This is a genomic window from Candidatus Tisiphia endosymbiont of Melanophora roralis (assembly GCF_964026575.1).
GTDB lineage: Bacteria > Pseudomonadota > Alphaproteobacteria > Rickettsiales > Rickettsiaceae > Tisiphia.
In genome coordinates, this window is sequence record NZ_OZ032161.1 from 410,569 (window position 1) to 433,960 (window position 23,392).

23 protein-coding genes are annotated in these 23,392 nt (G+C 33.1%); 18 read left to right on the forward strand and 5 right to left on the reverse strand.

All coding sequences use genetic code 11. The annotated features are described in order from the left end of the window. Positions 1 to 20 precede the first annotated feature (20 nt). The 13 genes from rho to AAGD53_RS02085 all read left to right on the forward strand — a co-directional run bounded on the left by rho (position 21) and on the right by AAGD53_RS02085 (position 13,299). Positions 21 to 1,373 (forward strand): transcription termination factor Rho, encoded by a 1,353-nt coding sequence (gene rho, locus AAGD53_RS02025; RefSeq protein WP_341763087.1) that lies wholly within the window; start codon positions 21 to 23, stop codon positions 1,371 to 1,373. Between the two features lie 20 nt (positions 1,374 to 1,393). Further along, entirely contained in the window at positions 1,394 to 2,341 is a 948-nt protein-coding gene (gene mdh / locus AAGD53_RS02030) for a malate dehydrogenase (RefSeq protein WP_341762044.1), read from the forward strand. A gap of 21 nt (positions 2,342 to 2,362) precedes the next feature. Further along, entirely contained in the window at positions 2,363 to 3,115 is a 753-nt protein-coding gene (locus AAGD53_RS02035; RefSeq protein WP_341763088.1) for a YaaA family protein, read from the forward strand. A 122-nt stretch (positions 3,116 to 3,237) separates the two neighbouring features. After that, the gene (locus tag AAGD53_RS02040; protein ID WP_341763089.1) at positions 3,238 to 4,182 is read left to right on the forward strand and encodes a hypothetical protein; all 945 of its coding nucleotides are present in this window, start codon (positions 3,238 to 3,240) and stop codon (positions 4,180 to 4,182) included. 267 nt (positions 4,183 to 4,449) lie between these two features. Next, the gene (locus tag AAGD53_RS02045) at positions 4,450 to 4,830 is read left to right on the forward strand and encodes a transposase DNA-binding-containing protein (protein ID WP_341763090.1); all 381 of its coding nucleotides are present in this window, start codon (positions 4,450 to 4,452) and stop codon (positions 4,828 to 4,830) included. Between the two features lie 27 nt (positions 4,831 to 4,857). Next, positions 4,858 to 5,181 carry a helix-turn-helix domain-containing protein gene (locus tag AAGD53_RS02050; protein ID WP_341756103.1) on the forward strand — a complete coding sequence of 108 codons (324 nt, stop codon included), beginning with the start codon at positions 4,858 to 4,860 and terminating at the stop codon, positions 5,179 to 5,181. A 54-nt stretch (positions 5,182 to 5,235) separates the two neighbouring features. Then, a complete protein-coding gene (locus AAGD53_RS02055) occupies positions 5,236 to 5,898 on the forward strand; it encodes an IS630 family transposase (RefSeq protein ID WP_341763084.1) in 663 nt (220 codons plus the stop codon). A 248-nt stretch (positions 5,899 to 6,146) separates the two neighbouring features. Further along, entirely contained in the window at positions 6,147 to 7,412 is a 1,266-nt protein-coding gene (nuoF, locus tag AAGD53_RS02060; RefSeq protein WP_341763091.1) for an NADH-quinone oxidoreductase subunit NuoF, read from the forward strand. Positions 7,413 to 7,454: 42 nt separating this feature from the next. Continuing rightward, positions 7,455 to 8,441: a hypothetical protein gene (locus AAGD53_RS02065; RefSeq protein WP_341763092.1), complete on the forward strand. Its 987-nt coding sequence runs from the start codon at positions 7,455 to 7,457 to the stop codon at positions 8,439 to 8,441. 63 nt (positions 8,442 to 8,504) lie between these two features. After that, complete coding sequence (locus tag AAGD53_RS02070) at positions 8,505 to 8,771, forward strand: type II toxin-antitoxin system Phd/YefM family antitoxin (protein ID WP_341762049.1); 267 nt, start codon at positions 8,505 to 8,507, stop codon at positions 8,769 to 8,771. Beyond that, positions 8,758 to 9,093 (forward strand): type II toxin-antitoxin system RelE/ParE family toxin, encoded by a 336-nt coding sequence (locus AAGD53_RS07715; protein WP_410521110.1) that lies wholly within the window; start codon positions 8,758 to 8,760, stop codon positions 9,091 to 9,093. Before AAGD53_RS02070 ends, AAGD53_RS07715 begins: the two co-directional genes overlap by 14 nt. 205 nt (positions 9,094 to 9,298) lie before the next feature. Further along, a complete protein-coding gene (gene miaB, locus AAGD53_RS02080; protein ID WP_341763093.1) occupies positions 9,299 to 10,636 on the forward strand; it encodes a tRNA (N6-isopentenyl adenosine(37)-C2)-methylthiotransferase MiaB in 1,338 nt (445 codons plus the stop codon). 293 nt (positions 10,637 to 10,929) lie between these two features. After that, positions 10,930 to 13,299, forward strand: a complete 2,370-nt coding sequence (locus AAGD53_RS02085) for a penicillin-binding protein 1A (RefSeq protein WP_341763094.1) — start codon at positions 10,930 to 10,932, stop codon at positions 13,297 to 13,299. A 174-nt stretch (positions 13,300 to 13,473) separates the two neighbouring features. Here the strand turns inward: AAGD53_RS02085 and AAGD53_RS02090 are convergent, their stop codons facing one another. The 5 genes from AAGD53_RS02090 to AAGD53_RS02110 form a co-directional block, all read right to left on the reverse strand. Continuing rightward, on the reverse strand, positions 13,474 to 14,541 hold the full coding sequence (locus AAGD53_RS02090; RefSeq protein WP_341762053.1) for a tetratricopeptide repeat protein: 1,068 nt from the start codon (positions 14,539 to 14,541) through the stop codon (positions 13,474 to 13,476). Between the two features lie 4 nt (positions 14,542 to 14,545). After that, complete coding sequence (locus AAGD53_RS02095) at positions 14,546 to 15,160, reverse strand: hypothetical protein (RefSeq protein WP_341763095.1); 615 nt, start codon at positions 15,158 to 15,160, stop codon at positions 14,546 to 14,548. Next, on the reverse strand, positions 15,141 to 15,824 hold the full coding sequence (locus AAGD53_RS02100; protein ID WP_341763096.1) for a uroporphyrinogen-III synthase: 684 nt from the start codon (positions 15,822 to 15,824) through the stop codon (positions 15,141 to 15,143). Before AAGD53_RS02100 ends, AAGD53_RS02095 begins: the two co-directional genes overlap by 20 nt. Then, positions 15,821 to 17,083: a pitrilysin family protein gene (locus AAGD53_RS02105; protein ID WP_341763097.1), complete on the reverse strand. Its 1,263-nt coding sequence runs from the start codon at positions 17,081 to 17,083 to the stop codon at positions 15,821 to 15,823. Before AAGD53_RS02105 ends, AAGD53_RS02100 begins: the two co-directional genes overlap by 4 nt. Positions 17,084 to 17,265: 182 nt before the next feature. Further along, positions 17,266 to 17,799: a DUF1543 domain-containing protein gene (locus tag AAGD53_RS02110; protein WP_341763098.1), complete on the reverse strand. Its 534-nt coding sequence runs from the start codon at positions 17,797 to 17,799 to the stop codon at positions 17,266 to 17,268. A 162-nt stretch (positions 17,800 to 17,961) separates the two neighbouring features. Here AAGD53_RS02110 and dapF point away from each other — a divergent pair, with 162 nt between their 5' ends. The 5 genes from dapF to mrdA are packed head-to-tail and all read left to right on the forward strand — an operon-like array spanning position 17,962 to position 23,253. Next, complete coding sequence (dapF, locus tag AAGD53_RS02115) at positions 17,962 to 18,771, forward strand: diaminopimelate epimerase (RefSeq protein WP_341763099.1); 810 nt, start codon at positions 17,962 to 17,964, stop codon at positions 18,769 to 18,771. Further along, positions 18,764 to 20,011 carry a tRNA (N(6)-L-threonylcarbamoyladenosine(37)-C(2))-methylthiotransferase MtaB gene (gene mtaB, locus AAGD53_RS02120; protein WP_341763100.1) on the forward strand — a complete coding sequence of 416 codons (1,248 nt, stop codon included), beginning with the start codon at positions 18,764 to 18,766 and terminating at the stop codon, positions 20,009 to 20,011. The genes dapF and mtaB overlap by 8 nt, the downstream gene beginning before the upstream one ends. Next, complete coding sequence (locus AAGD53_RS02125; protein WP_341762061.1) at positions 20,008 to 20,964, forward strand: NAD(P)H-dependent glycerol-3-phosphate dehydrogenase; 957 nt, start codon at positions 20,008 to 20,010, stop codon at positions 20,962 to 20,964. The genes mtaB and AAGD53_RS02125 overlap by 4 nt, the downstream gene beginning before the upstream one ends. Beyond that, positions 20,961 to 21,467 carry a hypothetical protein gene (locus tag AAGD53_RS02130; protein WP_341763101.1) on the forward strand — a complete coding sequence of 169 codons (507 nt, stop codon included), beginning with the start codon at positions 20,961 to 20,963 and terminating at the stop codon, positions 21,465 to 21,467. The genes AAGD53_RS02125 and AAGD53_RS02130 overlap by 4 nt, the downstream gene beginning before the upstream one ends. Continuing rightward, the gene (mrdA, locus tag AAGD53_RS02135) at positions 21,457 to 23,253 is read left to right on the forward strand and encodes a penicillin-binding protein 2 (RefSeq protein ID WP_341763102.1); all 1,797 of its coding nucleotides are present in this window, start codon (positions 21,457 to 21,459) and stop codon (positions 23,251 to 23,253) included. The genes AAGD53_RS02130 and mrdA overlap by 11 nt, the downstream gene beginning before the upstream one ends. Positions 23,254 to 23,392 lie beyond the last annotated feature (139 nt).

Consider the following 23,392-nt stretch of genomic DNA (forward strand, 5'->3'; position numbering starts at 1 on the left):
CTAATCTAAAAAAAATAGGTATGACCCAAAATACAGTTACTAACAATAAGGAATCACCTGATATTTATTATAATAATAGTACCAAGTATGATAATCCTAATAAAGATGGTATTGTTATCATCAACCTTAAACAATTAAAACGTAAGTCACCTGAAGAATTGCAAATACAGGCAGAAAATCTTAATATTGAAAATTCTGGTGCTTTGCTAAAACAAGAGCTAGTCTTTGCTATACTCAAGAAATCTGTTGAGCAGGGTGATTTGATTTCAGGAGAAGGCGTACTTGAAATTTTACCTGATGGGTTTGGCTTCCTTAGATCTCCAGAAGTAAATTACTTAGCCGGTCCTGATGATATTTATATTTCCCCAAGTCAGATTCGTCGTTTTGGACTACGTACAGGGGACACGGTAGAAGGGCAAATTAGAGCTCCAAAACCAGGAGAACGTTATTTTGCCTTGTTAAAAGTAAACAAAGTTAATTTTGAAGACCCTTCTAAGGCCTATCATAGAGTACATTTCGATAATTTAACGCCACTTTATCCTGAAGAAAAATTATCCCTAGAGCTAGAAGATAATAGTAAGGATTTTAGTACAAGAATAATTGAATTGGTTGCTCCTATGGGTAAAGGACAACGTGCGTTGATTGTTGCTCCACCAAGAACGGGAAAAACTGTTCTATTGCAAAATATAGCTCATGCTATTACCACCAATAACCCCGAAGTATTTTTAATTGTTTTGTTAATTGATGAACGCCCAGAAGAAGTTACTGATATGCAACGTTCAGTGCGTGGTGAAGTAGTTAGCTCAACTTTTGATGAACCCGCTATTAGACACGTTCAACTTGCTGAAATGGTTATTGAGAAAGCCAAAAGGTTGGTCGAGCATAAAAGAGATGTAGTAATATTGGTTGACGCAATAACAAGACTTGCAAGAGCTTATAACACTGTTGTACCCTCGTCTGGTAAGGTTCTTACTGGGGGAGTTGATGCAAATGCCCTGCAACGTCCAAAAAGATTCTTTGGAGCGGCAAGAAATATTGAGAGTGGTGGTTCATTGACTATAATAGGAACTGCTTTAATTGAAACCGGTTCTCGTATGGACGAGGTAATCTTTGAAGAATTTAAAGGTACTGGCAATTCTGAAATAGTCCTCGATCGCAAAATAGCTGATAAGCGCGTTTACCCTGCGATTGATATTACTAAATCTGGTACACGTAAAGAGGAGCTATTGGTTGATAAAGCCATTTTAACCAAAATGTGGATTCTTCGTAGAATCATTAACCCAATGGGAACTATCGATGCAGCAGAATTTTTAATTGATAAACTTAAAAACACTAAAACTAACACAGAATTTTTTGATTCAATGAATTCATAAAATGTTTTTCAGGAGGAAGTATGGCTAAAAGAACAAAAATTGCTTTAATTGGTGGAGGAAAGATTGGCGGAACACTTGCACATTTGATAGCCTTTAAAGAACTTGCTGATATAGTTATGTTTGATTTATCTGAAGGTCCTTCGCAGGGTAAGACTTTAGATATATCACAAGCTGGGACAATTACCGGATCAGATATAATTGCCAAAGGTACTAACGATTATAAAGACATAGAAGGTTCAGATGCTATAATTGTTACAGCTGGAGTACCACGCTCACCCGGAATGAGTCGGGATGATTTAATTAATGTTAATACTACTGTTATAAAAACTGTGGCTAGCAACATTAAGCAATATGCACCGAACGCTTTTGTCATTGTTATAACCAATCCACTTGACGCTATGGTTTACGTAATGTTAAAGGAAAGTGGACTAGCTAGCAATATGGTGGTTGGTATGGCTGGGGTACTTGACTCATCAAGATTTAACTTTTTCTTAGCCAATGAATTTAATGTTTCCGTAGAAAATGTTAGTAGTTTTGTACTTGGAGGTCATGGTGACTCAATGGTTCCTTTGGTTAGATATTCGACAATTAACGGTATACCAGTTTTAGATTTAGTAGAAATGGGGTGGTCAACGAAAGAACGTATTAATGCGATAATAGATCGCACAAAAAATGGTGGTGGAGAAATTGTTTCACTACTTAAAAATGGTTCTGCCTATTATGCTCCGGCAACTTCTGCTATTGAAATGTTAGAGAGTTATCTAAAAGATAAACGTAAAATATTAAGTTGTGCTGCTTATCTTCAAGGGGAATATGGAGTAAAAGATATGTATGTCGGAGTACCAGTTATTATTGGTAAAAATGGTGTAGAAAAAATAGTGGAAATAAAATTAAATGATGAAGAACAATATCTATTTAATAAATCAGTAGATGGAGTTAGAAAATTAATTGAATCAGTTAAGTTGTAAATTTCTTATTAGATTACAGATATGCTAAGTATAATTTCACCAGCTAAGACTCAGGATTTCATCTCGGAAATACCGGATTTACCATGTACGCAGCCACATTTCCTTACTAAAATGCAGTATCTCTTACAGATATGTAAAAGTCTATCGCAAAATCAGATCAAGCAGGTAATGAATGTAAGTAGCAAACTGGCTGAGCTTAATTATCATAGATTTCAAGATTTCGATAACCATCCCCAAAAGCAAGCGATATTTGCCTATGATGGGGATGTTTATGATAATATTGATAGACGAAGTTTCTCTAAAGAGCAATGGGATTTCTTGCAGGGACACACGTTAATTATATCAGGTTTATATGGACCACTAAGAGTTTTAGATAAAATAAAACCCTATAGGCTAGAAATGTCAACAAAATTGCCAAATTTAGAAAAATTATCCAATTTTTGGCAAATTGATATTACCAATTATCTAAATCAAATATTAGCAACTCATCAAAATAAATATCTAATCAACCTAGCCTCTAATGAATATTCCTCTGCCATAAATCAAAATGATCTTAAATATCCAATAATTAATATATATTTTAAAGAAAAAAGAAATAATAAATTACAAATAATAGCTATAAACGCCAAGAAAGCTAGGGGCAGCATGCTTAACTTTATTGCAGAAAATCTTATAGACGTACCTGAAAAATTAAAACAGTTCTCTAAACAAAACTATTATTATAGTGAAACTGAGTCTTCCGATAAAGATTGGGTATTTGTTAAAAATGAATAAGTTGTAATATTACAACTACATTTAAATTTAAAGATAATAACTTGGAATTATATATTAGTGTTCTTTAAATTCTTTACTATTCTGATTATTATTTATTAGTAGTTTATAAAATAGTAGTATCTATGCAATTTAACCGTAACAGAGCAATTATTAGTTTCCTTAAAGCCAATGAAGGTCAGAAATTTACTTCTAGAGAAATAGCTGCATGGCTAGTAAAAACTTATCCTGAGGAAGTCAAGAGAAAAGCGGAGAACAGTAAATGCAAATCAATACTCAATGTAACTGATCCAGCAAAAATAGCTCAAATTATTATAGTACTCTTTAGTGGAGAAATGACTAAAGAACGTAATGAAGCTATACAAAAACAAGAACCTGGTATTAAAATAACACAAGAGTGTCCACGTAAATACTATTTTACTAAAAAAACTGATCAAGCGGAGATAGAAGAAGCTGAAAAATTGTCAAACATAAAAGAAAAAGAGGTGTATCTAAAGCTTTCAGAATTTCTTTGGGATGAGCTTAGTATTTATAACATGACTATTAATGATAAACTTTCTTCAAATCGTAGTGGTACTAATGCTAATAAATGGTTATATCCCGACCTAGTGGGAATGGAGGCTATGACGAAAGGTTGGGCAGAGCCGATCAAAGATTGCGTCAAACAATATGCGGATATAAAAGCTAAACTTTGGTCTTTTGAGGTGAAAGTAAAAATTAATCACTCCAATGTACGAGAATCTTTTTTTCAAGCACTATCAAATTCTTCATGGGCTCACTATGGATATTTAGTAGCTTTCTCTCTAGTAGAAAGCAAGGATAGTAACACTTCTCGTGAACTGGAAATTCTTTCTGCTAGGCACGGTATAGGATTTATTTTATTAAACATAAACGAATCCGAAAAAGGTCGAATACTAATTCCTGCTAAAGAAAGATTAGAGATTGATTGGAATATGGCTAATAGGCTAGTTAAAGAAAATTCGGATTTTGAACATTTTATCAAAGAAGTAACTTCTTTTTATAAAACCGGAGAAACTAAACGCTCCGACTGGAAAAATGTGAATTATTAAGGCTCTAGGCTCTGTCCAACTGATTGTGTGTGCGTCAAGATAAGGTGCATTAATCTTACGGCTGAAAGTCCTGTTATGGAAGGAGTAGCTAGCTCCACCATATAGCGAGTCTTGTGCAGCTGAAGGTAACGACACAGTAGTAAAGTGTAGACAGCGAAACATCCGAGCCGAAACCAAATCTAACAGTTAGCCTTAAGTTTTAGTTGCAAGGATTAAAAAGAAATAAGATAATATTAAATTTTATTTTTTAAGATTTGAGGTAAACAATTGGGTAGTTTGGGACTAGGAGAAGGAAGTAATAAGTTATTTTTTGAATCAGAATTTGAAAGTTTAGTTTTAAAAGATCAACGTCTTAAATCAAAAGCTTTAAAGATTTTTACAGCCCTAATGGCAAAATTTACAATCTGTATTAAGAATCTTTTTGATAATCCACAAGATCAAAGACAAGCTTATGATTTTTTTGTTAATAGCAAAGTTAACAATGATCATTTAATAGAGTCGCATTTTAGGCAAACTACTGATAGAATTAATAACAATAATGATAATTTATTGCTAGTGATACAAGACAGTACTTATCTTAACTTTACTAACCACAAAGCCAAGATTGACATTGGTATACTGCTCGTAAATGAAGGGTTGCAAAGATAGGAGAGATATTGTAGAGTTTAGGAGATTATGAGTAAGAATGTATTGACAGAAGAACAAAGAGAAAAGTTGAAGGAACGTCATAAGACAGAACGAGACGGACGCATACGTGATCGTATTAAGGCAGTTTTGATGTATGACGATGGGTATAGTAATGTAGAGATTGCTAAGGTACTACTCTTGAGCCACGAATCGATAAGAAAACATATTGTTGATTATCAAAAAGCCAATAAGCTTGATACCAACAATGGAGGTAGCACAAGCAAATTAAGTGATGGTGAGAGGGAAGAATTAGCGAGTCACCTAGAAGCAAATAATTATGTTTATGCTAAAGATATCATGCATCACATTTAGAACAAATATGGGGTAACATATACGATAACGGGAGTAACAAAATTACTATACAAATTGGGTTTTGTTTACAAGAAGGCGAAAATAGTACCGGCTAAGCTGGATTTTGACAAGCAAGAATTATTTAAGTTAAACTACAGTTTACTAAAAGGGAATCTCAGAGATAAGGAAGCCATATATTTTATGGATGGTGTTCATCCTCAGTATCAAGCAAGGGCAAGGTGCGGTTGGATAAGAAAGAAGCAAGATAAGACCTTACCAACATTCAGTGGCTGGAGAAGAAAGCACATGATTGGTGCTATTAATCTAGCTGATTTACAGTTAGTAAGGACAGAGAACCCCAAAATAAATGGGGAGCAGATAGTTAATTTTCTACAGAGATTGGAAGAGGAGAATAGTGACAAGGAAAGAATATATTTAATCTGTGACAATGCTAGTTACCACAAATCCAAGAAAGTTAAAGAATACCTAGTAAATAGTAAAATAGAGCTAGTATTTTTGCCACCATATAGTCCAAATCTTAACCCAATTGAGAGATTATGGAAGTTTATGCACAGTATTACAACTAATAATAAATTTTATCATAATTTTGAACAATTTTCGGAAGCAATAAACAAATTTTTCAGCAACATCGCCGATTATAAAGATAGGTTACGTACCTTAATAAACGATAATTTCCAAACTATTACCGTTAACCATTTCTGCAACTCTTCAGGTTAATTGAGTATACGAATGCATTTTAATCTATTATCGCTAATAATCTTATTTTTATTGGTACAAAAATAAGATTATTAGCAAATGAAATATTTAACAATCAGGCGTCAAACCGCTTTAAGCCTGATTGTTTACATTCTCATTCCAATTTCGGATTAATGAAATTAATCCGAAATTGAGGTTGCTAATATTTATTCTTCACAATTGTTTGCCTTCAGCTATAATATCATGTGTAGATATTCTAAGAGTTAATTATGTTACAAATTAGCGATAAAATTTTTTCTAATCTTAGTGGGCAGGAAAAATATGATATAATAAGTAGTAAGCAACGTGGAGATTGGGATAATACAAAAGATTTTATTATTAAAGGTAGAGAATGGATAATTGATGAAGTAAAAAAATCAGGTCTGCGAGGACGGGGTGGTGCTGGATTTTCGACTGGCACCAAATGGTCGTTCATGCCTAAAGATCATCCAAAGCCTAGTTACCTAGTGGTTAATGCTGATGAATCAGAACCTGGTACGTGCAAGGATCGTGATATTTTGAGGTATGAGCCACATAAATTAATTGAAGGTTGTTTACTCGCCGGCTTTGCTATTAACGCACATACTTGTTACATATATATTCGTGGTGAATTTTATAACGAATCCTCCAATGTACAGCGTGCTATAGATGAGGCTTATGATGCCGGTTTTATAGGCAGTAATGCTTGTGGTACAGGGTATCATCTTGACATTCATTTGCATAGAGGGGCTGGGGCGTATATTTGCGGTGAGGAAACAGCTCTGCTCGAGAGCTTAGAGGGCAACAAGGGCTTCCCTAGATTAAAGCCACCATTCCCGGCTAATTTCGGCTTATATGGTTGTCCAACAACTATTAATAATGTTGAATCAATTGCCGTTGTGCCTACTATACTTCGGCGTGGAGCTGATTGGTTTGCTGGAATCGGTAAGCCTAATAATACCGGAACAAAGATTTTCTGTATTTCTGGCCATGTAAATAAGCCATGTAATGTTGAAGAAGCCATGGGCGTACCTTTAAAGGAGTTGATTGAGAGATATGCCGGGGGTGTACGGGGTGGATGGAGTAATCTGAAAGCTATTATCCCAGGTGGTTCATCAGTACCGTTGCTACCAAAGTCATTATGTCAGGATGTTGCAATGGATTTTGATAGTTTAAGGGCAGCTGGTTCGGCACTCGGGACTGGTGGAATTATTGTTATGGATAATTCTACGGATATTATTTACGCTATTGCTAGGCTTAGTAAATTCTACATGCATGAGTCTTGCGGTCAGTGTAGCCCCTGTCGAGAAGGTACAGGCTGGATGTGGCGAGTTATGATGCGACTGGTACGCGGTCAGGCAAAAATAGATGAAATAGATCAGTTACTGGATGTTACAAAAATGATCGAAGGACGTACTATTTGTGCCCTTGGAGACGCTGCTGCTTGGCCTATTCAAGGGTTAATTCGTCATTTCCGTCATGAGATTGAAGAAAGACTAGCTAGGCAAGGGGTTTAGTTTAGATTGCTCTGTTACTGTTAGCAAATTAGTATCATATAAATGAAGAAAATAATAAGTCTAAACATAAGTAGAAAATCTCAATTTATTATTGCATTTGCTATAATGGGGTTATTATTGCTTATATCATATCGTAGTCGTTCATCTTGTATTATTTACATGTTGCCATCGGAATATTTAAATAATGGAAATTTAGCATATTTCCAATTTAATAATCATAATAAACTACAAGAATTACTTCCTAAAAATATTAGATATATTGAACAATATAATATAATTGCCAGTGGACAATTTAGTGTCAACCAATTTAAAAATGCTATTGGATCTAAAACAGATATTATTGATGTTGATTTAAGGAATGAGTATCATGGATTCAACGACCTAAACCCAGTGTCCTTTATCAGTTTACCATATGATGACGTCAACGCTAATAAATCTCAAGAGGAAATTATAGTACGGGAGCAATATCTTTTTGGTTCAATATTACCAACTTACAAGCAACTTAGTATATATGTAAATAATTTGAAGACTACGCCAACAAAGAAGGATCCGGTAATCTGTATACCTATTTCTACTAAGACTGAAGCTGATATAATGGCAAATTTGAATATTGATTATTATAGAATTACCACATTAGATCATCGAGAGCCAAATCGTGATAATTTAGATAAAATGGTAGCACTTTTTGATCAAAAATTAAAATTAAATCCAAGTCGATGGGTTTATTTACATTGCTTAGGTGGAGATGGTCGTACCACGGCAGCTACAGCTGAGCTTATGATGTTAAAACAACAAGAAGCTGGCGAGTTACAACCATTCGATGATTTGGTAACATATGTAGAATCAGTTAGTAATGGTTATAAGTTAGTACCAAGTTGTAAGCCTAGTGATCAAAATTATCGCTGTCAATGGAAGTTGGATCGTTATAATACCTTAAAAATATTCTATAATTTTGTGCGAACAAGAACTGAGAATCAAACTTTTAGTGATTGGCACAATGTAATGTTCCAAAAGAAAAAGACATTGTAATTAACTTGATTATATTAATAATTTATGTTTTAACTAATCATATTAATTAAAATAATTATTATCATGGAAGAATTAAATGCAACTGAAGCAAAACGTGAGTTTGGTGAATTACTTATCAAAGTGCAAACAGAACCTATCAGCATTAGTAGAAATGGCAAGCCTATAGCTGTAATAGTTTCTGATAAAGAGTTTCATGAATTAGAATCTTTTAAAGAACAAGTATTAAAACTTGCAATTTCTGAAGGATTAGATGACTTAGCAAAAAATAAAATACACTCTCATAAGGTTGTTTTTGATAACTTAAAAATAAAGCTTAATGGTTCAGTGTAAATTTACAAATAGTGCGAAACGTGATCTTGAAGATATTACAGATTACACACTAAAACATTGGGGAAGGCAGCAAACTATAAAATATTTAGATGAGATACATAACAAAGCTATTGCTTTAAGTCTTAATCCTAATATAGGTACTTTACGAAATGATATATATCCTACCTTATTGAGCTTCCCTACAAAAAAACATATATTAGACTTCTTTCGAAACTCTACTTCTGCTGGTGATTTGTACGTCGATGCGGTACTCGAATCCTCACGTACATTAGAGTACGCTGCGGTTCTGCGTTCCGCGTCTCCTTCAAATCCCTCAGCATAAGCGAGTTTCGAAAGAAGTCTATTGTATTATCTAAAACAAGAGTATGGTATTATCATAGTTAGAGTATTACACAAACATATGTGCTATAAGCTTCATAACTTTCCAAACCTCAATAACCTCAAATAAAATCATTCAAAAAAAAATGTCATATTTTTTACAGTATTATATATAATGCAACCTAATTTATTTTTGTTAAGTAAAAAACGTGAAAAAAAAGCTTTTTATTAAAACTTATGGATGTCAAATGAATGTATATGACTCCATCAAGATGCAGGATTTGCTAGAGCCATTCGGTTATCAGCCAATTGATTCTATGCACCAAGCTGATATGATTATTTTAAATACTTGTCATATTAGGGAAAAAGCTGCAGAGAAAATGTATTCCGAGCTTGGTCGCATCAAACAAATTAAAGATGATAGAAAGTCAAAGGGAGAAGGTAATGTAATTGTTACTGTTGCTGGATGTGTTGCACAAGCTGAAGGTGACGAAATTTTTAGAAGAGCTAGTTATGTAGATATAGTAGTAGGTCCACAATCTTACTACGATTTACCGGAGCTGATAGCAAAGATTGCTAGACATGAAAAACATGTAATTAAATTAGATTTTGTTGAAGAAGCTAAATTTGATAAGTTACCTGAACAATCTAATATACAAGGAGTAAGTAGCCTTATTTCAGTTCAGGAAGGTTGTGACAAATTTTGTACTTTCTGTGTTGTCCCTTATACTCGGGGTGCAGAATTCTCAAGAAATCTAGAACAAATATACAGAGAAATCATAAAATCCGTTTCAAACGGAGCAAAAGAAGTAATCTTGCTAGGTCAGAATGTTAATGCTTATCATGGAAAAACTATTGAAGGCAAAGAATGTAGTTTAGCAGATATAATCAGCTACATAGCAGAAATAGCAAATCTTGAGCGTATTAGATACGTTACTTCTCATCCTATTGATATGACAGAAGATTTAATTCTGTTACATGGGTCGGAACCAAAATTGATGCCGTTTTTACACTTGCCAGTACAGTCAGGTTCTAACAAAATTTTAAAATCAATGAATCGTAAACATAACAGAGATTATTATTTTGATATTATTAATCGTTTAAGAAATGCGAGAAGAGATATAGTCTTTTCATCTGACTTTATTGTAGGATTCCCCGGAGAAACGGATGAAGACTTTGCTGACACTTTAGATTTAGTAAAGAAGGTTGGTTATGGTCAGTGTTATTCTTTTAAATATAGTCCAAGACCTGGTACACCTGCTGCGGTTAAAGAGCAAGTGCCTGAACATATCAAATCTAGGCGTTTAGCAATTTTACAGCAAGAAATATCTCGCCAACAATTATTGTTTAATGAAAGTTGTATTGGCAAAATAATGCCAGTATTGTTTGATCGTGACGGTAAATTGGACAATCAACTGATAGGAAAAACATGTTATATGCAGTCGGTGCATGTAATAAACCCTGCAAAAGATTTGTTTGGTCAGATTATCGATGTAAAAATTACCGAGGCTGGGGCAAGTAGTTTGAGCGGAGAAATGGTGCTGTGACCTGATAATCAGGTTTTTATTGAGTTATATAATTCAGGACAGTTTAAAAGTCATGAAAAGAAGCTGAGAAGATGTCATTCCCGCGTAGGCGGGAATCTATAATATCTAATAGCCTTTGCAGGTTATTTTTTTGGATTCCCGCCGTTGCTAAGAATGACATAAACTGCCATGAATTGTAGTCTTCAGAAGAAAACTTGGTTATCGAGTATTACGTTAGACAAAAAGCTGGTAGCAGAAATATTATCTAAGATAAAACTTTTACTTGAATAAATGTGAGAAATACTTTGTCAAAAATGCTCAAATTTTTTTATATATTTTTTAAATTATTTATAATATCAGGCATAATAGCTCTTAGTGCTTGTATATATTTGTTGTATCATTACTCTAAAGATCTACCTGACTATTCTCAACTTGCCGATTATCATCCACCATCGGTAACAAGAGTTTATGCACAAAATGGAAAATTAATGGAGGAATATGCTTTGGAACGTAGAGTTTTTGTACCTATTAGTAGTGTACCACGTTCTCTTATAGAAGCGTTTATTTCAGCAGAAGATAAGAATTTTTTTGAACATCCAGGAGTTGATGTTATAAGTATAATCAGAGCAGCCATATTCAATATCTCTAATATTTTGCATCATCGTAGAGTAGAAGGAGGGTCAACTATTACTCAACAAGTAGTTAAGAATTTTTTATTAACCTCTGAAGTATCAATAGAACGTAAGATCAAAGAAGCAATTTTATCCTATAGGGTCTCAAAAACCTTTACTAAAGATCAAATTTTGGAGTTATATCTTAATCAAACATTTTTTGGTAGGGGAGCTTATGGAGTTGCCATGGCTGCTCAGAATTATTTTAATAAGTCTATTGAAGATTTAACTGTTGCCGAATCAGCTTTTATCGCTGGTTTACCAAAAGCACCATCAAATTTTAATCCGGAGAGAAATTATGCTAGGGTGAAAGATCGTAGAGATTATGTTATTATGAGAATGTTGGAAGATGGTTATATAACGCAAGAGACAGCAAAAGAAGCAGTAGATACCCCTATTACTTTGCAAAAGCGGGATCGTAACGAAACCGTTACAGCCGGTTATTATGCTGAGCAAGTACGGGAAGAAGTCATTAGTAAAATTGGCAGTAAAGAATATTTCTATACTGGAGGGTTAACGGTTATTACTTCACTTGATGCTGGTTATCAGCAAGCTGCAGAAAATGCTCTTAGGCAAGGCATAAGAGCATATGATAGGAAGCATGGTTTTAGAGGAGTCATAACTAATATTGATCTAAATAACTGGCAAGATAATTTAAATAAAGTAGCAAAACCTCCAGCTATTTTAGAATATCAATTAGCTGTTGTGTTAAATGTTTCGGATAATCAAGCAGAAATTGGTCTTTGTGACTTGAGTAAGTCAAAAATAGTTTTATCAGAAATGAAGTGGGCAAGAAATGATCTTAAATCAGTAAAAACTCTTTTACAAAAGGGTGATGTTATAGTAGTCGAAAAAGTAAATGCTAATTACGGATTAAGGCAAATTCCTACCGTTAATGGTGCGATTATAGTGATGAATCCTACAACAGGTCAGGTACTTGCCAGCGTTGGTGGATATGATTTCACAGTTAGTAAATTTGATCGTGCTACTCAGGCGTTGCGACAACCAGGATCACTCAGTAAAACTTTTGTTTATCTTGCTGCTTTAGAAAACGCAATCCAGCCAAATAGAATTTTTGAAGATGGTCCAGTAGAGATTCCGCAAGGTCCTAGCATGCCAGTTTGGCGACCAAAAAATTATAAAGGAAATTTTCTAGGTTCAATTACTATGCGTATAGGGCTTGAGAAATCACGAAACCTTGTTACTGTTAGGGTAGCACAAGCTATAGGACTAAGCAAAGTTGCTGAGATAATCAAGCGATTTGGTATTAATAATGAGCCGAAGAGATTTTATTCTATGGTGCTTGGTTCGCTCGAAACTACACTAGAAAAAATGACCAATGCTTATGCAATAATTGCTAATTCAGGAAAAAAAGTTACGCCACATTTCGTAGAGCTAATCAAAGATCGTAATGGTAAAATAATTTATCGTAGAGACAATAGGGAATGTAAAAATTGTAATGTATCTGACTCCCAGCTTACTGATAACTTATCACTCCCTATCCTACCTCAACCCAACTATCGGATGATTACCGATGAAGCAAGTGATTATCAGATTATCTCATTTCTTACTGGAGCAGTTGAAAGAGGTACGGCAACCGCTGCAAAAAAACTTGGTAAGGTCATAGCTGGCAAAAGTGGTACTACCAACGATAGTATGGATACTTGGTTTATTGGTTTTACTCCAAAAATAGTTGTCGGAACATATATTGGTTATGATACGCCAAAAACACTAGGAAAAACTGCAACAGGCTCAAGTGTTGCCTTACCTATATTTATTGATTTTATGGAGAAGGCTTATTCTGATATTCCATCACTGGCATTTAAAGTACCAGAATCAATTAAATTGTTACCAATAGATCCAACAACTGGTAAAGTTACTTCTTCTAGTAGTATTATGGAAGCATTCAAAATTCATGATATACCAGTATTAGATTATCAGAACCAAGGTCAAGATAATGATGCTTTCCATAATATTCCTCCCGAAAAAGATACTTCTCAGGAGATATATTAAGCTCGAGTATTGATGTAATATACTGCTCGTAAATGAAGAGTTGGTAGACGAAGATCAAAATCAACAAGTGCTAGGAGTGTCCAAGCCGAGGAGCGTAGCGTACATTAGTACGTGAGCACCGCAGGTCTTGGACAACGACAACGCAATTGTTGATTTTCATCGAGTATATTAAGCTCAAATATCATGAAAAGCTAATAGTTCAGGTTCATTTTTAAGATTTTTAATCTTTTCCGGTAAGCCTAAATAAGCGGCTATAGCTAAAAATAGCCCTAAATATTGTTTAGGGTTTACTAACATTACTAGATCTTCATAAATTCTTAAAGGGGGTACAGAAGAAAATTGCTTATATAATTCTACAATCTCAAAAGAAGGGTTATTTGCGAAGGCAGCTTTTAATATTTCAATGTTTTTATTATTCCAGCTAGAAGAATTTAGAGGTAGATAGAGATTTAATGCGGAGATATGTGAAGGTATAAGTTTAATAGCTGATTCTAAATAATGGATAGCATCTTTTGTCTCATTAGCTTCTAGCATATTTTTGGCAGCGTCAACATAATAATCAGCTATTTTGTTCTTTATAGACTCTAGTTTTTGTGCGTCAACTCTGTTAAGTTTGGATACCACAAAGATAAATTTTGTCCACAGAGAAAGTTTAGCATAACAATCAAGTAAAATTTCTAAAGTTTCACTATCAAATTCATTTAGGTTAAATGATCTAACAGCATAATTCTCAGCTGTTTCATACATATTATTTTGATAAAATATTTGTGCAAGTCTTTTGGTAACAAAGGCACTATAATGTTTAGATTGCTCTAATTCCTGAAAATATTTTATTCTTATTGAAGTATCTAATTCTGCTTCTGCTAAAAGTAAAGTATGAAATACCTTGTTTTCTTTAGTTAAACGATGAGCTATTTTTTGACTAGTTGCTACTGACTTTGATTTTTCACCAGCAATATACTCTGCCATAGCCTTCATCAGTAGGTAATTATCAGTAGTAGCTCTTTTGGAAAAGAAAATATCTTTTAAATTAGCAGGTAGGTCAATAATTAGAAATATTATTTTTAAAAAAATAGCACTAAAAAGCGTAAATAATATATATAAAATAATGAAAGTAAAAAAGGAGGTTTCTATATAATAATCATATAAATTTAAGGTTAATGTTGAGTCAAGCTGATTTAAGACAGAAAAACCTAAATATAATAACAAAAATGTAATACAAATTATTAATAATCTTATCATTATTTTACTCTACAAATTCTTGTTGTAATTCTTCTGAATAAAAGAAATTAATAAAAAAATCTAGATTGCCTATTATTCTCAACTTTAGTTTTTCTTTATCTTTGGTAAAACTAGATTTTCTTTCAATCTTAATAAATTTCTCGATCCAACAATTTGCTTTTGGAAAGATCTTGATTAAACCTAAACTGTTATTAAGTAAATAATTTTCATTATAATTATGTAGGTCTAGCAAAGTATTTTTTATTTTTGTAGGTAACTCTATAGTTTCAATTTGACGAATTTGCTGTGTATAATCTTTATCTTGTAAAAAATTCATCACTAAAAGATTAACGCTAAGTAAATAAATGCTATAATTAAGGGGGGTCTTAGATGGTTCGGGTTGGTGGTTTAATGAGACTTCTGCTTGTTTTGGGCTATTATCTTCTTGAATTACATCATGTTCTGACATAGAGTCTGTTTTAGAAATAGTTGTATTATTGGGTAATTCAGAATCGACCTTTTTATTATTGAAAAAAGTCATGTAACCTATTGATATGGCAAATAACACAATTAGAATAATTGTGAGAATAATAGGATTATTACTACGAACTTTTATTATATTAGTTTCTGATTTTTGCATTATAAATTAATAACTCTAACATTTGTTGCGGCTGTCCATTATCACAATAAACCACATTTTTGGCAAAATATCTAATAATATTTGCCACTTTTTCACTTATAGTAATTACTAAACTATTATCTAGTAGTTTTAGCAAATTATTTTTTATTAATAATTCAATGAAAGTCTTAGTGCTGTTCTGTGAATATAGTAAAATAAAATTGATGCCCTTTTCAATCTCTGCTATTTGGTATAGCTGGGTCGCGTATTTTACCCGATAAATAATGTGTCTTTTTATTTTTTGGGGCAAATCTTGAGTAATTTCATTTGACGATAAATATATGGTTTGCTCATATATTTCTTGAGGGATGTTTTCTAGTAGGTCTTGAATATTTGTAGCAACATATCGTACTACAAAATTTTTTTGTTCTAGAATTAACTTTGATGAATTGCCGACTATCCATAAATTCTTTTGTTCTAGCTCTTGATGTCCAGCAAGGATTCTAGCAGCAAATTTACTGGTGACAATTATATTAACATAATTATGCAAAATAGTGCTATTTAATGGCAAAGCTTGATATTCCACTAAAGGAGAACAGATATATTTAAAACTACAATTTTTCTCCAATTCTCTAATGATTTCATTATTATCTTCTAAACTTCTAGTTAATAGCACCGATTTCATAGAGCTAGCTTATGGCATAATTCTTGATAATCTATGGCAAGTGGTTTAGGACCAATAATAGATAAAGTAGGTTTTGTAACAAATATTTTGTTAGCAATATTTATTATATCTTGTTTTGTTATATTCATAATATATTCAATAGTTTGTTCAGTAGGTATATATTTGCCAAAAACAGCAAAATTCTTACCAATTTCTTCTGATTTATAAGAAGATTCTTCTTGAGCTATATAGATACTAGTTTTTAGTTGTACTTTAGCCCTATCAATTTCTGAGTCTTTGATGTCTGTAGAAATTTTTTTTATTTCATTAACTAATTGTTCTGCAAGGAATGGTAGTTTATCGTGATTAGTGGAGGCATATATGCCAAAAATCCCACTATCATAGTAGGAGTTATTATAGCTACCAATTGAATAAGCCAGTCCAAGTTTTTCCCTGATTTGTTGAAATAATCTCGATGACATACCACTGCCAAGTGTTAGTGAAAGAACTTGCGTATGATATAATTGTTGTATGTTAAAATACGGCACACTTTCGAAACCTAGAACTAGGGTAGTTTGCTCAAGGTCTTTGGTGATAAAGCTATGTCCCCCTGTATATCTAACTTTCTCAAAATGACTATTTTGTTTATTTTTTAATGAACAAAATAATTTTTTGGCAAATTCTACAACTTGCTCATGGGAAATATTTCCTGCTACTGATAAGTAAATATTTTCGGCATTATAATGTTTGTCAACGTAATTACTAAAATGTTCTCTATCAAATTTAGCCAAACTGTCGTGAGTTCCTAGAATTGATCTGCCAAGTGCTTGATTCTCATAAGCACTACTATAAAATTTTTCGTGGATAAGTTCATCAGGGTTATCTTGAACATGAGCAATTTCTTGTAGAATCACCTGATATTCTTTGGCTATTTCTTCCTTTGAAAAAACTGAATTTTGTATGATATCCGCCAGTATTTCTAAAGCTTTATAGCAGTTTTCATTCAATATTTTTGAATAATAAACAGTTTGTTCATGCGAGGTATATGCATTAAAATGTCCTCCTATAGAGTCAAATTCTTCAGCAATTTGTTTAGCAGACCTAGTTGTTGTGCCTTTAAATGCCATATGTTCAAGAAAATGGGATATGCCTATTTCTGAAGATTGTTCATAGCGACTACCTACATTGACAATGACATTAATAGCTACAGAATTTACATTAGACATATTATAGGTAAGAATAGTTAGACCATTTTTAAGTTTGCTTGAGTTAAAAGTCATTTTATCACTTATTTAGATTCCAATGACCTTAAAATAACTCTTTACAACTAGTTATGCAAGGAGTCATTTCCTATCAAAACAAAGTATACTCGGTGAACTTCAAGAATTAAGGTCGTCGTGTCTAAAGCACAACTCTTGAAATCATAGAAGTATATATGACCTTAATTTAATATTATAACTATTTATTTGAGCTGCTGATAACCATTGATTATACTTAACTTCTTTTTTATGCCAGTATATTCAAGTGCAATATGGTAATTATCAACTTCAGTAATTCTAATGCATTCATCTATATCATAGATATTGTCAGTATGTAACATTTCTGTACCCTTAGACACTTCTCTTCTTGCTTGTTCAATGGCTTGGCTTCTCGATTGTGCAACAACAAAAGTGATAAAATGATTTTCTCCAAATAAGTTTTTCTTATAAGAACCAAGGTTAACAAAATATAAATGATTGGTACTAGATTGAGGTTTTATTTCCGTAATTTTAACATCAAAACCGTTAAGACTAGCTAGTATGAACCAAGAATCAACATGTAAAGATGTTTTTATACCACACCATTTGCTTTTAATTTTTTGAGAAATTTCAATATCAGATTTCCCGACTGCAAATACAACATCATGCATTTCTATATTGCAACCTTCAACTTTTCCTCCTAAATAGAAAACACATAACATAGGTGAGTCAAATACAAATTTTTGCAAATAAGGCATATAAAGCTCTTTTAATTTTTGGCTAATTCAATGATATATTTTTAATAGTTATTAGTTAGTTGTTAATATCATTATAGACATGACACTAACAAGGGGTCTATTATTTTTTACATAAATTTCATATATTTGGTATAATAACCTCAAACAACTAAAGATATTTCTGTGTCCCAAAAAATCAATTTCGCTAAAATGCATGGATTAGGTAACGATTTTGTGATTATCAACCAGCGTGATTTACCTAAAAATTGTGATTTGCAACAATTATCTCTAAAGATTGCCAATCGCCATACTGGTATTGGTTGTGATCAGTTTATTATTTATGATAAAAAACCAAATTACTATGAGATGATTATATATAACCAAGATGGATCAAGTGCCAAATTATGTGGTAATGCTTCAAGATGTCTTGCCAAGTTGGTATATCTTGATTTAGGTATAAAGGAAATCACTTTGAAGGTATATGGAAAAGAATTATCTTGTAAGATACTGAATGAGCACGAGATTGAAGTAGATAGTGGGATAGTTAGTTTCGAGGAAGATTGGATGCCTTCATCCGAAAAAATTTGGCCGGTTGTAGAGCGTTATATGATCGACATCAAGGAAGTTATCTGTGCCGATATTGGTAATCCACATTTTGTTATTTTTAGTGATCTCGCTATTGAAGATAAAGAAATAATAGGAGAGAAATTACAGGAAAAAGAATTATTTGCTGATGGTGTTAACGTTAATTTTGCTTCAATCAAGGATAATAAAATTTATTTATCGGTTTGGGAAAGAGGTACAGGCTTAACTCTTGCTTGTGGTAGTGGAGCATGTGCTAGTTTTGCTTCTGCGGTCAAGCTAGGATTTATTAGCTCTCCTTGTCAAGTAGTATTTCAATTGGGTAGTCTACAAATGTCAAAGCAAGGTGAGAATATAATAATGACTGGTCCTGCTACTTTAGTTTCACGAGGGGAGTTTTTTTATGACTAAATCACAAGAAGTTGTAACTTTTGGCTGCAGATTAAATATTTATGAAAGTGAAGTGATCAAAAATAATCTAGCTCTTTCTGGTCTTGAGAATGTCATAGTATTTAATACTTGTGCGGTCACTAAGGAAGCTGAAAAACAATCACGTCAAGCAATTCGTAAGGCTAAAAGAAATAATCCTGATGTAAGAATTATTGTTACTGGTTGTGCTGCTCAGAATAACCCAGCTATTTTTGCTAATATGGTTGAGGTTGATAAAGTACTTGGTAATGAAGAAAAATTGATAGCTGCCCATTATCAATTTACCGAAGAAAAAGTGGTGGTAAATGATATAATGTCGGTTACTGAAACTGCTAATCATATGGTGAGTAGTTTTGATGGTAGGTCTCGTGCCTTCATTCAGGTGCAAAATGGTTGTAATCATCGTTGTACATTCTGTATGATACCTTATGGTAGAGGTAATAGTAGGTCAGTACCGATGGGTGTTATAGTACGACAGTTAAGGGCATTAGTAGAAAATGGTTACAATGAAGTAGTATTTACAGGTGTTGATGTGACGGCTTATGGACCAGATTTGCCAGGAGCTCCAACTTTTGCTCAGATGATTAGACGAATTATTGGCTTGGTTCCAGAACTAAAGAGGCTTAGATTATCTTCAATTGATGTAGCTGAGATCGATGACGATTTGTTCGATCTTATGGCTTATATACCAAAGATTATGCCGCATTTTCATATTAGTTTACAAGCTGGTGATGATATGATACTTAAGCGTATGAAACGTCGCCATAATCGTCAAAATATTATTGATTTTTGTCATAAGTTGCGTAATTTAAGACCAAATGTATCATTTGGTGCAGACATTATAGCTGGTTTTCCGACGGAAACTGATGCAATGTTTGATAATACAAAAAGACTGATCTCTGAGGCAGATTTACAATATTTACACGTTTTCCCATATTCTGAACGTGATGAAACTCCGGCTGCAAGAATGCCGCAAATAGCAAAATCGATTAGAAAAGTAAGAGCAGAAATTCTAAGAACTGCCGGGGAACAACAATTACAAAAATTTTTCCAAAGGAATATAGGGCAGGAAGTAGAGCTACTTGTAGAACAAAATAACATAGCTCATACAGAAAATTTTATTCCGGTAAAGCTTGAAGGTAATTTTGATGTAGGACAAATTGTTAAGGCTCGGCTAGTTGCTATAGAAGATAATCATATGATTTCAAAAATTTTGGTATGAAAAAATTTAAAAATATTGCTGTTTATGGTGGCGGTAGTTGGGGAACTGCACTAGCCTGTCAGGTGGCAAGGTGCTATGATGCTGCTCCCATATTTTTACGTGATAATAATATTGTTGAAGAAATAAAAAATAGTAAAACCAATAGCAAATATTTGGGTAGTGATGTTACATTACCAAGTAATATAGTGCCTTGTAGTGAGTTGGCAGCTATTTTAGATCAAGAAGTAATAATTATTGCTGTACCATCTTTTGCTTTTCATGATACTCTGAATATATTAAAAGATACTGGGATATCTAAGGATGTGGCGTTATTAGTTGCAACTAAGGGCTTTTCTAGAGATCCTACAGAACTACTATCCGATAAAGTAAAAAAGATATTACCAAATAATCCGTTGGCGTTTATCGCTGGACCTAACCTAGCTAAAGAAGTTGCCCAAAATTTATTAAGTTCGGTAACTATTGCTTCTGTAGACATTGACCTTGCAAGAAGATTGGCAATTAGTTTAATATCACAACAATTTAAGGTTACTATAACTGACTATGTGGTAGCAATGCAAGTGGCATCTGCTGTTAAAAATATTGTAGCGATAAAAAGTGGGTGGTATGAGGCAAAAGGTTATGGACAGAATGCTAAAGCAGGTCTGATAACGGGGGGGCTTCAAGAAATAAAAATTTTATCTGAGGCCATTGACGGAGAATTAGAGGATAGCTCTATTTTATATGCTCCAGGTGTATTAGGGGATTTGGTGCTAACTTGTTACTCTAAAGAATCACGAAATAGTAGATTTGGTTATGAATTAGGGAAGCATTCAGATGTTAATAAATTTTTAAATGAAAATTTATACTTAGTGGAGGGTCGAGAATCTGCTAAACTGGTATTGGATCTCATAAGAAAATATGATCTAACATTACCGATTATTTCATCAGTAATTAAAGAACTGAAATTAGTATGAAGTTTTTTGGCAATTTATCACAAATATTTGGTAAAATAATATTATTAGAATTATGTTTGTTATTATTAATTTTTCCGTTAGAAAATTTTAGAATTAATGGAGAATCTATTATTTTCCCAGCTTTTGAAGTTAGTTTACTCTACTATTTTTCCACATTCTATCATATTGGTTTTTGGCTAATATTTTTAGCAGGAATAATTTTTGACCAGTTATATTCCATGCCAATTGGTACAAATTCTTTGGTTCTGATAATTGCTCACATAATTTTAGAATTCACAGGAAAATTTTTTGTACTTAGAAGTTATTTAACAAATTTTATCGTCTTTTGTTTCTATTATTTCTTTATATTACATTTTAGATATTTGCTAATTTTAAGCAAAGGCTTATCTTCGGAGGGGTATTTTATGATGTTAATGCAGTATCTAACTACTATATTCTCATATAATTTGCTACGAATTCCACTTGATAAAGCATTAGAATATTTTAGAAAACATGCTAAATAGTAAAATATTATATAGCCAGTTAATATCAAGAAGGGCTTTTCTCATAGGTTCAGGAAAACTGACATTGCTTTCGTTATTGGCTGGAAGAATGTTTTTTATGGAGTTGCTTGAAAATGATAAATATCGTACTTTATCTGATAAAAATCGTATAAGTTTTATTCTAATTCCACCTTTTAGAGGGCAAATTTATGATATCAACGGTAACATTATGGCTACAAACCAAACTTGTTTTAGGTTGTTACTTGACATACATAATGGCAATGATTACAAAAACGAATTAGCTCTAGTTGCCAATATCCTAGAATTATCCGAAGAAGAACAAAATTACATTAAGCAAAAAATAAAAAAAGCCAATAAACATATTCCTTTGGTTATACTAGATAATCTTAGCTGGCAACAAATGTCACTTATTGAAGAACAAAAGTTAAATTTAAGTTCTATTTTTGTAGATGCTAGTTATGCAAGATTTTACCATTTTTCAGAAGCGACTTGTCATGTGATAGGGTACACTGGACAGATTAATGAGCAAGAAAAACAAGATTTACAAATTAACAATTTAGGGGATTTTAATATTGGAAAATTTGGTGTAGAAAAATATTATGAAGACAAGTTACGTGGGAAATTTGGTTATAAGCAGATAGAAGTAAATGCTTTGGGCAAACAAGTAAGAGAAATCACCAATATTCAAAGCCAGCAAGGTGAGGACTTACATCTAAATATTGACGTGGAACTACAACAAAGAGTGCAGCCATACTTAAATAAACAAGGTTGCTCTGCAATAGTTATCGATACCACTAATGGTAATGTGCTAGTGCTGGCTATGTCACCAGTATTTGAGGCTAATAATTTTATAAAATTATCCCAAGATTACTGGCAAAGTTTAGTCAATGATCCCTATAAGCCGTTGATTAATAAGACCATACAAAGTACTTACCCACCTGGATCTATTTTTAAAATTATTACAATTTTAGCTGGATTAGAGAATGGCATTAAACCGACTAAAACTGTTAATTGTACTGGGGCTTCAGTATTAGGTAATAATAGCGCTAGGTGCTGGAATCGTCATGGCCATGGTATCGTTGATATGTATAATGCTATCAAATATTCTTGTAATTCTTATATGTATGAAATAGCTCGCTTAATAGGTCATAAGAGAATATTAGATATGGCAAGAAATTTTGGTTTTGGTACAAAAACTGGCATTGATTTAACCGGAGAAGCATCAGGTTTTGTTCCTTCAGAAGAGTGGAAAATGAAAAAATTTAACTCTAAATGGACGATTGGTGATACTCTTAATTTATCGATAGGGCAGGGGTTCTTATCAGCTACTCCAATCCAGTTAGCTAGATTTGTAACGGCAATTGCCAATAATGGGAAATTGTATAATCCTAAAATTGCTAAAGATATATCAGTAAAAGATGGGTCAGTATTTGATCAGGTTAATATAAATCAACAATATCTAGATATTTTAAAAGAAGGCATGTATAGAGCAGTTAATACGCAAGGTGGGACTGCCTATTATAGTAGAATTTTGACAGAAGGGCATCAATTAGCTGGTAAAACAGGTACGGCACAAGTGCAATCAAAGGCTAATATCAATGATGATTTAAATAGAGAGTCAATTGCTTGGGAAAGGCGTAACCACGCTATATTCGCTGGGTTTGCTCCTTACCTACAACCTCGTTACTCTATTTTAGTTTTTGTAGATCATGGTGGAGGCGGGGGTAGGGCAGCAGCCCCTATAGCTAGTAAGATTATGGCTATGGTACTTGATAAATATAGCTAACCCGTTAAGGTTCTAGATAGCCCCTCCGTCATTGCACATAGGCGTCAACTTAAGAGCGTAATGATTGAACATGTATAAACAAATTAAACACAGCCGTCATAGCAAGGCTCGTTAGATGCCGTGGCGATCTAGATAAACA